Origin of the sequence: Solibacillus sp. FSL R5-0691 (genome assembly GCF_037974225.1) — a bacterium.
Lineage (GTDB): Bacteria > Bacillota > Bacilli > Bacillales_A > Planococcaceae > Solibacillus.
This window is the reverse complement of record NZ_CP150231.1, coordinates 1,198,563-1,211,387: the sequence shown is the minus strand read 5'-3', so window position 1 is coordinate 1,211,387 and position 12,825 is coordinate 1,198,563. Positions and strand designations below refer to the sequence as shown.

The window sequence follows — 12,825 nt, the reverse complement described above, 5'->3', positions numbered from 1 at the left end:
ACACTATATGTACCGAGATTTTTAAATATGAAAAAGGTGTGCAGAAAGATTTAACTTTTTTGCACACCTTGTTTGTTTAATTTTCTTTTTTCGTCGGATCATACATAATGACAGGCTCATTATTTTCATCTACCGTATATGGCAGTGAGTATGCAGGAACAACCGGGAAGTTTTCCACTAAAATCTCTCGGATATCCTCACCCGGTTCCGCTGTAATATTGTTGTCTTTCATGTACGTATATAAATCAATCGAATAATCGACATACAAATCCCCTTCAGCAGATACGACAATCGGCAGTTGATTGTTCGAATAAGGACTTTGTACAGTAACATCTTCTTTATAGCCAATATTCTCGAAGTTTACCGTGTAAACATGCTCAACTATTTTATCTTTGAATTGCGGATAAGTTGTCCCTTTAAAGCGGATATTTATTTCGCGAATTCGCTCAGGTGTTCGCAAATCGACGAGCTTTACAGTAGGGTTTTCTTCCGGATCCCAAATAATATATTGGAATATACCGCCCTTCTCATAGGAGTTTGCCGGCGGTGAGCCGATATATTTCGGGATAAGCTTTTCAAAATCAATTAAGTATTTAATGAAGATGTCTGTATCCTGGTCACGTGTCTTAATCGGAAGGACTCCCGTATCTTCACGATATTCATTGACCGCACGCTGTACACCTGCAAGCATATCGACATCAGGCCTTAAGCTGGACTGGTCAAAATTTGTCGGTGAGCCACAGCCTGTCAGCACTAAAATGACCAGTGACAAAAGAACAAACCATTTTGATGATTTCATATTATGTATTTCCCCCTATATTAGTTCGGCCATGTAAGTACGACAAGAACCATTAATAATGTGCCGATAAAAAACATGACATATGCTACTAATTTCAATAAAATTGACAAAAACATATTATGTACCCACTTACGGACTGCTGTAATAATGAGAATTGAGATTAATAGTAAACCAATCGAATAAAAAGAAACCCACATAACATCTAATGCATGCATGCTCGCTAATGGGCCACGTGCAGAATTTAAAAGTAAATTTGATAGTGGATTCATGAGCTGCAAAGTAAGTTGCACTATTAAAACCGCCTTTCTATTTATTGTTGTTACCGCTAATAATTATAGCCTTTTCAGGTAAAAAAAAACAGGAGGCATACTAGTATCCCTCCTGTTTTGTGACAAATTATTAAATTAATTGGAAATCATGCAAAATATACTAGTTCAGCTCATCTCATCAATTTCGCTTTTTTTCGTGCGCAGCATTAAGGATTCAACCAATGCTTTCGGTTCCATATGATTAAACAGCACATCATACAATGCTGATGTTATCGGCATCGAAACATCGTATTTTTTTGAGAGCTGGTATGTAGCCTTTGTTGTACGTACACCTTCCACTACCATTCCCATCTCATCCAATACTTGCTCAAGCTTCATTCCTTTGCCGAGCATATTGCCCGCGCGCCAGTTTCGGGAATGGACACTTGTACATGTAACGATCAAGTCGCCCATACCTGTCAGACCGGCAAACGTAAACGGGTTGCCGCCCATTTTTACACCGAGACGCGTAATTTCGGCTAAACCGCGTGTAATTAAGGCCGCTTTCGCGTTATCGCCAAAGTTCAGACCATCCGTCAGCCCTGCAGCAAGCGCAATGACATTTTTCAGCGCACCGCCAATTTCCACGCCTATTACATCATCATTTGTGTAGACACGCAAATATTGATTCATAAATAGATCCTGCACTTTTTCTGCAGCCTCTAAATTTTCACAAGCAGCCGTTACAGTTGTCGGATGTTTTAAAACGACTTCCTCTGCGTGGGAAGGACCTGATAACACAACGATATCACTTACCGCATTGTCAGCAAGGCTTTCCTTCATCAGTTCGGAAATACGCAATAATGTATCCGGTTCAATTCCTTTCGAAACATGGACAAATAACGCTTTCTCCGTTATATAGTCCGAAATTTTGCCGCAAACTTCCCGGATTCCTTTTGTCGGTACTGCCATCACAATAGTAGAACCATGTTTTGCAGCCTCTTCCAGATTTGAAGTCGCCTTTAAATTACTCGGCAAAACCGTATTCGGCAAATATTTTTTATTTGTATGCTGTTCATTAATTTCAGCTGCCTGATCTTCGCGATGCGACCAAACGAGCGTATTATGACCGTTTTCCGCTAAAACGATGGCCAGTGCCGTTCCCCAGGAACCTGCTCCTAAAACTACTACATTTTCCATTAAAAAACCCCCAATTCCACTTAAAGTCTGTTGAAAATTAATCCTTCAAGTCAAACCCTATTATGAACAAAAACGCTAGTTCATTTGCATAAACTAGCGCCCTTTTTATTGAATTTTAGTCACGAGCACGTGTAATGAGGCGTATTGGAGTTCCTTCAAAATCGAAAGTCTCACGAATACGGTTTTCTAAGAAGCGCTCGTATGAGAAGTGCATCATTTCCGGTTCATTTACGAATACAACGAATGTCGGTGGTTTAATCGCCACTTGTGTTGCATAGTAAATACGTAAACGACGACCTTTATCTGTTGGTGCAGGATTACGTGCAATCGAATCTTCAATTACTTCATTTAAAATTGATGATTGAATACGCATCGCATGATTTTCACTAACACGCTTGATAATCGGTAAAATATTGTGGACACGCTGTTTCGTTTTTGCCGAAACGAAAACGATCGGTGCATAATCTAAAAACAGGAAGTGTTCACGAATTTGCTCTGTAAAGATATTCATCGTTTTCTCGTCTTTTTCAATTGCATCCCATTTGTTTACAACGATAATGATTGCTTTGCCTGCTTCATGTGCATAGCCTGCAATTTTTTTATCCTGTTCCTGAATACCTTCATCCGCATTCAGAACGACTAAAACAACGTCTGAGCGTTCAATCGCGCGCAATGCACGGAGTACCGAATACTTTTCAGTTGATTCGTATACTTTCCCTTTTTTACGCATACCCGCTGTATCGATAATAACGTAATCTTGTCCATCATATGAGTACGGAGAGTCGATTGCATCACGAGTTGTTCCTTGGATTTCACTTACAATAACTCGGTCCTGACCTAAAAAGGCATTCACAAGTGATGATTTCCCTACGTTCGGGCGTCCGATTAACGAGAATTTAATCGTATCATCATCATATTGTTCTTCATCCGGGTTCGGGAAGTGTTTCGCACACTCATCCAATAAATCCCCTAAACCTAAACCATGTGAACCTGAAATCGGCCAAGGCTCACCGAAGCCCAATGAATAGAAGTCATAAATCATATGACGCATGTCCGGGTTATCAATTTTGTTAATTGCAAGTACTACCGGTTTTTTTGTTTTATATAAAATTTTCGCTACTTGCTCATCTGCAGCCGTAACACCTTCACGTCCATTAGTCATGAAAATAATAACGTCCGCCTCATCAATTGCGATTTCCGCTTGCTGACGGATCTGTTCTAAAAATGGCTCGTCCCCAATTTCAATACCACCAGTGTCGATAATATTAAATTCATGTGCTAGCCAATCAGCCGAACTATAAATACGGTCCCGTGTTACACCTGGAATATCTTCCACGATCGATACACGTTCTCCAACAATTCGGTTAAAAATTGTCGATTTACCTACGTTCGGACGTCCTACGATGGCGATTACTGGTTTTGTCATCTGTACTTCATCCTTCCAAACTCTTGTCTTTCCGTATTATACACGAATTTGACTATTATATCATTTTTTCATAACATTCAAAATCGATTTCGATTTATCGTCAAACTTTTCGGGGACTATAATTTTCTAAAAAAGCGGGAAATTATCTAATATAACGTGACTAGTTCTAATAAGTAGGCGGTCTTCTAATATATTTCCCAAAAGTTCTAAAATGAATGCCATATGTTCAAATATTGCATGCAATTCTTCTAAAATCCCACTCGCTTTTTCTAATAAACTATAAATTTGTTCTAATAATTTCATGCTATGAGCTTCCCAAAAAGCAAAAAACCGCCCACATAAGCATCCTTATATGGGCGGTTTTCGTAATATTATTTTTTGAATCCTTTTAGCTGATCACCGATAACATCGCTGAAAGAGAAACCTTTATTTTCTTCAGGCAGCTCGTAATCGAAGTCCTCGTCGCTCGCAGAATCTTCCTGCAATGCTTTAATGCTTAGTGCAAGGCGTTTTTCTGCTTCATTTACCTCAAGTACTTTTACTTCCACCTCTTGTCCGTCTTTTAAGACTTCATGAGGTGTTGTAATATGCTTGTGGGAAATTTGAGAAATATGGACAAGACCTTCAACACCAGGGAATACTTCCACAAAAGCACCGAATGTAACAAGACGTTTTACAGTACCTGTTAAGATGGCACCTTTAGAAGCCTTCTCTTCGATGTCTGTCCATGGACCAGGCAAAGTATCTTTGATCGATAATGAAACACGCTCATTTGGAATATCGACTGAAAGCACTTTTACAGTTACAGATTGTCCTTCCTGTAATACCGTAGAAATATCTTCAACATGTTCATGTGCCACTTGTGAAATGTGGACTAATCCATCAATGCCGCCCAAATCAATGAACGCACCGAATTTCGCCAAGCGCTGAACTGTACCTTCCAGCATATCCCCTTGATGGATATTTTGAATCACTTGTTGCTTTTTCGACGCTTTCTCTTCATCTAATACTGCACGATGAGATAAAATAAGTCGGCCTTTTTCTTTATCTAACTCTGTAATTTTTAAACGTAAAGTTTTGCCTTTATAATCCTCAAAATCTTCGACAAAATAATCTTCAACGAGTGAAGCCGGAACGAAACCGCGCACGCCTAGATCGACGACAAGTCCGCCTTTCACAACATCTTTTACTTCTGCTTCGAATACTTCACCAGATTCGAATTTCGCTTTTAATTCATCCCACGCGTGCAGTGCATCTACTTTGCGTTTCGATAATACAAAATTCTCTTCTTCAACTTTCGTAATCATAAGCTCTAGCTGATCGCCAACTGAAACTATATCAGAAGCTTTTTCAATGTGTAAGCTTGAAAGTTCGCTAATAGGTATAATCCCGTCGAAAGGTGCCCCCTCGATCGAAACCGTTACTGACTTTTCTTCAACCTGTTCAGCAACACCTTTCACAATATCTCCTTCTTGAAATTTTTGGTTTGACCCTAAATTCATTTCCTCAGACATATGTAGCCCTCCTTCGCGTATTCCACTTTTATTTTATTCGATAAGTTCTACAAAAACAAAAAATAACCCTTTATTTTCAGAAATTTCGTACGTTAGCTTCATTTTTTAATAGTGTTTACTGCATTTTTTGCTGCGCTAATTTCAAAATTTCTTGCGCCGCTTCATCAATTGATAAATGCGTCGTATCTAAAAATAAAGCATCTTCTGCTTGGATGAGCGGTGAAGCTTCACGTTCACTATCAAGCTTGTCCCGCAATGCAATTTCCTTCTGTAATGATTCAATTGTAGAAGGAATACCACGGCGTTCATTATCCAGGAAGCGTCGATGTGCACGTTCTTCAACTGTTGCAGACATGAAGATTTTAAGCTCAGCATCTTTTAAAACATGTGTTGCGATATCACGCCCGTCCATGACAACCCCGCCGTCCGCAGCCAGCTTTTGCTGCATCGCTACAAGAATTTCACGAATATTGGCATGTGCCGCAACTTCTGATACATTTGCCGTAACTTCATTTGAACGTATAGCCTGTGACACATCTTGTCCATCCACAAAAACGAGTTGGCCCTGCTCCGACGGTTTTAATGTAATCACCGTTTGCTGCAGCATTTTTTCAATCGCTTCTGCGTCATGTAATTGTATGTTTTCTTTCATCGCTTTATACGTCACTGCCCGATACATTGCACCTGTGTCGATATATGTAAATCGAAGTGCTTCGGCTACAATTTTTGCAATGGTACTTTTTCCTGCACCTGCAGGACCATCAATTGCAATTTGAATTTTTTTCATCATAATTAACTCCCTACTTTCCGTTGCTATTGTATCATAACGGAAAAAAATTTTACCTTCTTTACGCTATATTTTTTTGAAAAAAACTGCCCGTCCATAACATTCTTTTCAGTTATTTAAAAAGGTCTAAAAAGTAAAATACTTTTTAGACCTTTCGCTTATAATTCATTCATTTCTTTTTTGCGGATCATTACTTGTCGTTCGAAGCAGAATCGGACAATCTGCTGTTTATCATAATCATCCGTATCCGTGAAATTCAATGCTGCCATTTTCATGTCATTTCGTTCGAACATGTTCACGACTCTCGCATCTGTTTCGACATAGCGGATTTCGCCATTTACAAATGGCAGGACAACGAAAGCCTTAACTGTATCGCCTTCAGTAAAATTGACCGGTGACTTAATATGAATCAATGTTCCCCCGGCGCTTATGTCTTCGGCCGCAAACTGAAATTTCTGTCCGTCATGTTCTACGGCAATATCTACAGGTGTTTCTACACGAACATATTCGCGGCGCTGAATTTTAATAAACTCTTCAGGTGGTGGACACGCAAGCAGTATCATTTGAACATTGCCGCCTTTACGTCCTAAAACTTCTGTATTAAAGCAGTAACTTTCCTTTTTTTCCGTACTGAAAGTTGCACGGAATTGTGCGCCATCTATTAAAAAAGCGATTTTTTTAGTTGCCGTATTAATTGGATAGTCGATAAAAATCATATTGTCCTGCCGATCAACTACACGACATTTAAATTTTTCGACCCTTTCCGTATAGGTTGGCTCCAGCGTTAGTTGTGTTCCAATTTTTAGTTCCATTTGCCTCTCCCCACAAGAAATTATTGATACTTTATTATCTCATGGGAATGTAAATATAGCTATATTTTTACAATTATTTTTACTGGACCTAGCACCTTCTACATACTGCTAAAACACTTTTTCGTTTTTGATCACTTCATGTGTTTCCGTATCGATTACTATGCGATACGTATCCTGTGTCTTATTGTCGAGCCTTGCAATAACTTCATAACATTTACGCAGCTCCAGATTTCCATTGCCAGTATAAATCTTTTGCACTTGTTCGACACCTACATGGTCCGCAAAAAACTTATCCCAGTCGATCGGCACCTCACCTTGCTCTTTTATTTTTTCTTCCTGAATATATTCCATTGCGTTGACACCTAAAATTTCCGCGTTATCCTTCGCAATTTTTACTTGAATACTATCCGGATAAATTAAAGCTTCATCATCGCCATGCACTCTCGTAAATACGAGATGCCATGCTTCATGATTTTCCCGTGTTTCGGAAAGTTTCACATCAGTGTAGCCTACTTTATTCATAAAGCTTTTTGCGGTATTCAAAATTTCTTCATGTGAGAGTGCATCCTTTTTCACCGGACGTTCAAGCAGGAATGACAGAAGATGGCCGCCATTTTCTGTTATGTCGGCATAGCCGATTTTCGAACCATGGATAAATTGAATATGATAGAACGGGTATGGTGCATTATCACTGCTTTTTGTCACGGTTACGATGGAATCATCGATATTCGGGAAAAACTTTTTAAAATTTTTAATGGCTTCGCTCTTCGTTATTTTTTTATCTTTTAAATGCTGTAACTCCCGCTTTTTCTCATAATCCGATTCACTTGCAGTTAATGGAAAATCGGTTTCATTATATGTTTTTAATTGTTTTGACACGTTCATAAACGGTGAATCTTTAAGGTCGGTTGTATGATTCGTTGACCATTTTTTTAAATCGCCGTCATTTTCATAAAAAGCGACAGTCGCGATATTCCATTCTTCTGCAAACGCATGTAAATTGGAAGCAACCGTACTCATTTTACCGCGCCAGTTTTCATAGTCCCCCGTTGCGGCCGCTTGTTTTGCGTTATCACCGATCTTCCCTAAATAACGCATCCATTCATTTTGTACTTCTGCCTGAATCGGTAAATTGGCGACCGTTTTTCTTAAATCACTGCTCAACCGCCAGATGGAATCCAATTCATTATTTAAAGCTTTTTCGTCCTGAAAGAGTAAAGATTGTTCCACCGCTGTATGCAATGTCGACAATTTTTCAGTCGCTGCCGAAAGGTCCCTCGATTGGGTAGCATAAACAGCTCGCTCCAAATCCTTATTTTGTGTAAATAGATCAAAGGAAACAAAGGCTAATATGACAACAAATAAACCTAATAAATATGCAAATTTTTTCATGTTTTACCCCCGCCTATAAGCAGAAAATATGCTCACCAATTTGTTTGATTTGAGGTCTAGACCAAATCCAATTACTTGTCGCTGTTACAGGATTAAAATAATACAGAGCATTCTCGGATGGGTCCCAGCCGTTTATCGCATCCAACACAGCCTGTTTGGCACGTTCATTTGGAGTAAGCCAAATCTGGCCGTCCGCAACAGCTGTGAAAGCTAATGGCTGGAAAATAATTTCCGAAATCGTATCCGGAAATTCCGGAGACTCCAGACGGTTCAAAATTACGGCCGCAACAGCAACTTGTCCTTCATACGGCTCGCCTCGCGCTTCTCCGTATACGGCATTCGCTAAAATTTGAAGATCCTGCTCTGTGTAGCCTGGTGGAAGCTGCATGGAGGTTGTACTATTTGAGCTTTTTCCGCCATTTCCACCTTTTTTCACCTGATTTTCCAAAGCGACACCGCCATAATACGTGAAGCTGTTCCCGGCATTAATCTGTTTATGAACCCACGCTTTGTCGAAATCCGAATTATTCTCGAGTTTTTCCTTCGTAGACCGTCCGGCAATCCCGTCTACAGGAAGCCCGTATTGCTCCTGGAAATTACGAAGTGCCCAATAGGTTCCGTAACCAAATTTCCCGTCAATTTTCCCATGATAGAAACTTAAATATTGAAGTCGTGCCTGTAACTCAATTACATCGTCACCAAATGCACCTCGTTGCACATCCTGACCTGAAAATGCAAATGTATGACTTACAAAACTACTTGATATAATGATTACGAACAAGACGATTTTTTTCATTGACATTTCCACTCCTTTTTCAGTAGGATGTAGAAATTTGAAAAGTTTATACATTCGAAAGATGCTTTTTTCAATCTATAGAGCATATTTTTATCACTTATTTAGAGTTTAATAATCCGTTTTTTACATAGAAAAAGGTTTGCTACAAAAATATTTGTAACAAACCTTTTAGAAATGGTTACTGCGGGATAAGTGTTCAATTAGATGTTCATGTGCCTGCTTGACTTTACGTAATGCAAACGTCCATAAAAATAACATGAACGGCAGCATCGCATACAAAAAGTATTCTTCTAACATTAAAATTGAATTATACATAATATGAAGACCTACAGGGGCAAAAAGGGCAAGCGCAATATACCTCTTCTGTATTTCGTCACTTGAAAACTTTCCTTTTCCGTAATAGTAACCCATCACTACACCGAACAATGCATGACTCGATACCGGCAATAACGCCCGCATAAATGCTTGATCAATCCCGAAAGATAATAAATAGAGGACGTTTTCCACAGTAGCAAATCCTAATGAAACTGCGGCACCGTACAAAATACCGTCATACGGATCGTCAAACTCGATATGGCGTAAAATTACGGCTAAAATAATGAGCCATTTTACGAATTCTTCTATCGAACTGGTGAATATTGCATTGATAAAATAAGGATTCGAAAATGTCTGTTCTTCTTTAATGACAAATTGTATAAATAAAACAGGGAAGGTTATAACCCCGCCATATATGAAAGAATGCATTAATGTACGCCGTGGCTCGGTATCCATCTCATTGCGTAAATAAAAGTAGCTTAAAAGGGCTAAACCCGGCGCAATCGCTGCTGATAATAGTATAAACATCATGCCGGCTCCTCTCGTTTCTCGACTCATAAATAGTATAGCACTATTTTTTTCAAAGCAGTGTAGCATACCCAATATTTGTCTAGAAAATATAAAAACTCGGCTATTTTCATGCCGACTTCCTATCATTAATGCATAAAAGTATCAAAATCCGTATTGCCGTTCGCAATCATCAACAGGAGCTTCATACGGGCTTTCTTCGGATCAAAGTCCCCGCCCATGATAACGCCGGCATCTTTCAAGTAATTCGCACTGCTGTAATAATCATATGTCGGGAATACTCGTCCTTCTTCAGTCGATGTCGTTAACACAACTTTCGTTCCTTTTTGACAAAGTTTTTCAATTGCGCCCATCATTTTCGGTGCAACTTGACCTCGACCTGCTCCGACCAGCACAATACCCTCAACATCTGCTTCGTAGAGGGCATCCAATATAATGGAACTTGCACCTAAATAAGCAAATACAATTTCAACAGCAGGGTAGCTTTCTTTTATATTATATACTTCTTTATGTGTTGGCTTCTGGTAAATGATGACCTCGTCGTTATCGATAAATCCAAGCATCCCATAGCCGATCGATCCAAAGCCGTTAATACTTGAGGAATGCATTTTTTTCACGTATTTGGAATGAATGATTTTTTCATTAAAGACAACGCACACCCCGATATTTTTCGCCTCTTCATTCGAAGCAACCAATAAGGAATTCCGGAGATTTGAATAGACATCTGTACCAATATCGCCTGGTGATTTTTGCGAACCCGTTACAATAACCGGGCGTTCATCATGAATTGTCAGCTCTAAAAAGTAGGCAGTCTCCTCTAAACTATCCGTACCATGTGTAATGACAATCCCGCTCACCGTTTGATCTTCAAATACATTTTTGACCGTTTGATTCAGTAAATTTAAATTTTCGAATGTCATATGCATCGATGGGATCTGGTATAAATCAATCAGTTCAATATCCATCTCATTTTCAAGCTGGCACATCGATAAAATGGCTTGCCCATCCAGCTTGCCGGACTCCAGTTTGTTTTTCTCGTTGCGTGTACTCGCAATCGTTCCACCTGTTGTAATCAGCACTACTTTTTTCTTCACAACATTCACCCCTTATGTAGTTTGACGAGCAATTTTTTGAGCAATCATATTCCCATGAAAGCGGCCGTTTTCTATAAAGATTTCATTGGCATTATTTCCCGCAGCAATGACACCGGCAATAAATAGATTTTCTACATTTGTTTCCATTGTTTCAGGATCGAACGTCGGTCTTCCTGTTTGTTCATCAATCTCGACGCCCATTTCACGAATGAAACGATGATCAGGGTGATAACCGGTCATTGCGAATACGACATCATTGGCGAGTGTTTCTTGTTGTCCCTCAATTTCGACAATGACTTCCTTCTCTTTGATTTCTTTTACTTCTGTATTGAAGTGCATTGAAATCTCGCCTTCTCGTACAAGACCTAAAAATTCCGGCAATACCCATGGCTTAATGCTCGGCGAATAATCATTGCCACGATAGATGACCGTCACATGTGCGCCTGCTTTATTAAGCTCCAATGCTGCATCAATTGCAGAGTTTTTCCCACCGATTACCAGTACATTCAAATCGAAAAACGGGTGTCCTTCCTTAAAATAATGATGCACTTTCGGAAGATTTTCGCCTGGTATATTCAAATAGTTCGGATGATCGTAATAGCCCGTTGCAATGACTACATACGGTGTTTCATAACTGTCCTTATCAGTGCGCACATGAAATAAACCATCCGTTTTTTTAACACTTTCCACTGTTTCAAAACGATTGACTTGAAGGTTTTTCGCCTTCACGACTTCGCGATAATAGACAAGTGCCTGATTGCGTTTCGGTTTTCGTTGTTCAATAATAAACGGCACATCCCCGATTGCCAGCTTTTCACTCGTACTAAAAAAAGTTTGATGTGTCGGATAATTGTAAATCGCATTGACAATATTACCTTTTTCGATAATGACTGGCGACAATCCGATATTTTGTAGTTCAATCGCTGCAGCTAATCCACATGGACCTCCACCAACAATGATTGCTTCTACCTTTTGCATACTAACATCTCCTTATTCCAATTCCTATAAATCGCTTTTCTCTCATTTTACATCTTGTTCAAATTTAATTGTAATAAGATGACTTTCCGGCTTTGCACAGAGACGCAGCGGGACAAGCGTCGTACCATACCCGTTACTGACAAGTTCATAGCGGTTTTTCACTTTTTTAAAATATCCGTGTGGCTGCAGTCCGAATTTACCGAGACGAATTTGCCCGCCATGTAAATGTGCCCCAATACTGAGCAGTGGCTGAAACTGCTTATGTACTTTGCCGAACAGTTCCGGATTATGCGCTATGAGTACGGTGTTCTTTTCTTCGCATTGCCCGATTGCCTGCTGGATGTTCTGTTCTTCCGGACGATATGAAACTGCGCTCACAGACAGCTTATTTTTGCTTTTGAGACTGATTGATTCATTCTCAATAATATGGATTTGATGGTCTTTCAGCAGTTGACGCAGTTTTTGTTCACCAAATTCAATATCATTATTGCCCCAAATAAAATAAATAGGGCCCAGTTTTTTTAGCATGCGTATATTATGGAGCACTGTATCTTCAGAAGTCCGACGATCGACAAAATCTCCCCCTATGAGGACAGCCTGTATATTTTGATCAATCGAATCAATCATCGCCTCATTAATTTTGCGCGCATGTGTATCCGATATAAAATAAAGATAGATTGTTTCATTATCGCCAATTGCTTTCACTTCATGTGACCGGATGTTATTTTCATGTGCTTCTTTATACATATAGAGAAGCACTGTAATACAGGCGATTCCGATAAAACTTATTATGACCATACACGGTCCTCCAATTCAAAAAGGCTAATAACAAAATAGCCTGATGTAATGCTTTCATAACCATTAATTTCACCTAGTGTTTACTAAGTATTTAAAATAACAAATTTCTTTCATAAAGAAAAAGACGAGAGCCGGAAC

The 12,825-nt window shown here is 39.3% G+C and carries 14 protein-coding genes; all 14 read right to left on the bottom strand.

Annotated elements, in window-relative coordinates:
- Window positions 1-76: 76 nt before the first annotated feature.
- The 14 genes from MKY51_RS05880 to MKY51_RS05815 all read right to left on the bottom strand — a co-directional run bounded on the left by MKY51_RS05880 (window position 77) and on the right by MKY51_RS05815 (window position 12,687).
- Window positions 77-799, bottom strand: a complete 723-nt coding sequence (locus MKY51_RS05880; RefSeq protein ID WP_339175855.1) for a hypothetical protein — start codon at window positions 797-799, stop codon at window positions 77-79.
- 20 nt (window positions 800-819) lie between these two features.
- Window positions 820-1,089 (bottom strand): DUF2768 domain-containing protein, encoded by a 270-nt coding sequence (locus MKY51_RS05875; RefSeq protein ID WP_339175853.1) that lies wholly within the window; start codon window positions 1,087-1,089, stop codon window positions 820-822.
- A 144-nt stretch (window positions 1,090-1,233) separates the two neighbouring features.
- A complete protein-coding gene (locus tag MKY51_RS05870; protein WP_339175852.1) occupies window positions 1,234-2,247 on the bottom strand; it encodes an NAD(P)H-dependent glycerol-3-phosphate dehydrogenase in 1,014 nt (337 codons plus the stop codon).
- 115 nt (window positions 2,248-2,362) lie between these two features.
- Window positions 2,363-3,673: a ribosome biogenesis GTPase Der gene (gene der / locus MKY51_RS05865; protein WP_339175850.1), complete on the bottom strand. Its 1,311-nt coding sequence runs from the start codon at window positions 3,671-3,673 to the stop codon at window positions 2,363-2,365.
- A 126-nt stretch (window positions 3,674-3,799) separates the two neighbouring features.
- On the bottom strand, window positions 3,800-3,976 hold the full coding sequence (locus tag MKY51_RS05860; RefSeq protein ID WP_339175849.1) for a hypothetical protein: 177 nt from the start codon (window positions 3,974-3,976) through the stop codon (window positions 3,800-3,802).
- Window positions 3,977-4,044: 68 nt separating this feature from the next.
- Window positions 4,045-5,187, bottom strand: coding sequence for a 30S ribosomal protein S1 (gene rpsA / locus MKY51_RS05855; RefSeq protein WP_079525839.1), 1,143 nt, complete (start codon window positions 5,185-5,187; stop codon window positions 4,045-4,047).
- A 115-nt stretch (window positions 5,188-5,302) separates the two neighbouring features.
- Window positions 5,303-5,977 (bottom strand): (d)CMP kinase, encoded by a 675-nt coding sequence (gene cmk / locus MKY51_RS05850; protein WP_339175846.1) that lies wholly within the window; start codon window positions 5,975-5,977, stop codon window positions 5,303-5,305.
- A gap of 155 nt (window positions 5,978-6,132) precedes the next feature.
- Window positions 6,133-6,786, bottom strand: coding sequence for a flagellar brake domain-containing protein (locus MKY51_RS05845; RefSeq protein WP_339175845.1), 654 nt, complete (start codon window positions 6,784-6,786; stop codon window positions 6,133-6,135).
- A gap of 108 nt (window positions 6,787-6,894) precedes the next feature.
- Complete coding sequence (locus MKY51_RS05840) at window positions 6,895-8,178, bottom strand: PepSY1/2 domain-containing protein (protein WP_339175844.1); 1,284 nt, start codon at window positions 8,176-8,178, stop codon at window positions 6,895-6,897.
- A 13-nt stretch (window positions 8,179-8,191) separates the two neighbouring features.
- Entirely contained in the window at window positions 8,192-8,974 is a 783-nt protein-coding gene (sleB, locus tag MKY51_RS05835; protein WP_339175843.1) for a spore cortex-lytic enzyme, read from the bottom strand.
- 168 nt (window positions 8,975-9,142) lie between these two features.
- Window positions 9,143-9,817, bottom strand: a complete 675-nt coding sequence (gene prsW / locus MKY51_RS05830; RefSeq protein WP_339176579.1) for a glutamic-type intramembrane protease PrsW — start codon at window positions 9,815-9,817, stop codon at window positions 9,143-9,145.
- A gap of 128 nt (window positions 9,818-9,945) precedes the next feature.
- Window positions 9,946-10,911 (bottom strand): asparaginase, encoded by a 966-nt coding sequence (locus tag MKY51_RS05825; protein ID WP_339175841.1) that lies wholly within the window; start codon window positions 10,909-10,911, stop codon window positions 9,946-9,948.
- 12 nt (window positions 10,912-10,923) lie between these two features.
- Entirely contained in the window at window positions 10,924-11,889 is a 966-nt protein-coding gene (locus MKY51_RS05820) for a YpdA family putative bacillithiol disulfide reductase (protein ID WP_339175840.1), read from the bottom strand.
- A 42-nt stretch (window positions 11,890-11,931) separates the two neighbouring features.
- The gene (locus MKY51_RS05815; protein ID WP_339175839.1) at window positions 11,932-12,687 is read right to left on the bottom strand and encodes a metallophosphoesterase; all 756 of its coding nucleotides are present in this window, start codon (window positions 12,685-12,687) and stop codon (window positions 11,932-11,934) included.
- Window positions 12,688-12,825 lie beyond the last annotated feature (138 nt).

Bases quoted from the DNA above. Each gene is read 5' to 3' on its own strand.
- MKY51_RS05880 (WP_339175855.1), bottom strand. From the start codon at position 799: ATGAAATCATCAAAATGGTTTGTTCTTTTGTCACTGGTCATTTTAGTG.
- MKY51_RS05870 (WP_339175852.1), bottom strand. From the start codon at position 2,247: ATGGAAAATGTAGTAGTTTTAGGAGCAGGTTCCTGGGGAACGGCACTG.
- der (WP_339175850.1), bottom strand. From the start codon at position 3,673: ATGACAAAACCAGTAATCGCCATCGTAGGACGTCCGAACGTAGGTAAA.
- MKY51_RS05860 (WP_339175849.1), bottom strand. From the start codon at position 3,976: ATGAAATTATTAGAACAAATTTATAGTTTATTAGAAAAAGCGAGTGGG.
- rpsA (WP_079525839.1), bottom strand. From the start codon at position 5,187: ATGTCTGAGGAAATGAATTTAGGGTCAAACCAAAAATTTCAAGAAGGA.
- cmk (WP_339175846.1), bottom strand. From the start codon at position 5,977: ATGATGAAAAAAATTCAAATTGCAATTGATGGTCCTGCAGGTGCAGGA.
- MKY51_RS05845 (WP_339175845.1), bottom strand. From the start codon at position 6,786: ATGGAACTAAAAATTGGAACACAACTAACGCTGGAGCCAACCTATACG.
- MKY51_RS05840 (WP_339175844.1), bottom strand. From the start codon at position 8,178: ATGAAAAAATTTGCATATTTATTAGGTTTATTTGTTGTCATATTAGCC.
- sleB (WP_339175843.1), bottom strand. From the start codon at position 8,974: ATGAAAAAAATCGTCTTGTTCGTAATCATTATATCAAGTAGTTTTGTA.
- prsW (WP_339176579.1), bottom strand. From the start codon at position 9,817: ATGTTTATACTATTATCAGCAGCGATTGCGCCGGGTTTAGCCCTTTTA.
- MKY51_RS05820 (WP_339175840.1), bottom strand. From the start codon at position 11,889: ATGCAAAAGGTAGAAGCAATCATTGTTGGTGGAGGTCCATGTGGATTA.
- MKY51_RS05815 (WP_339175839.1), bottom strand. From the start codon at position 12,687: ATGGTCATAATAAGTTTTATCGGAATCGCCTGTATTACAGTGCTTCTC.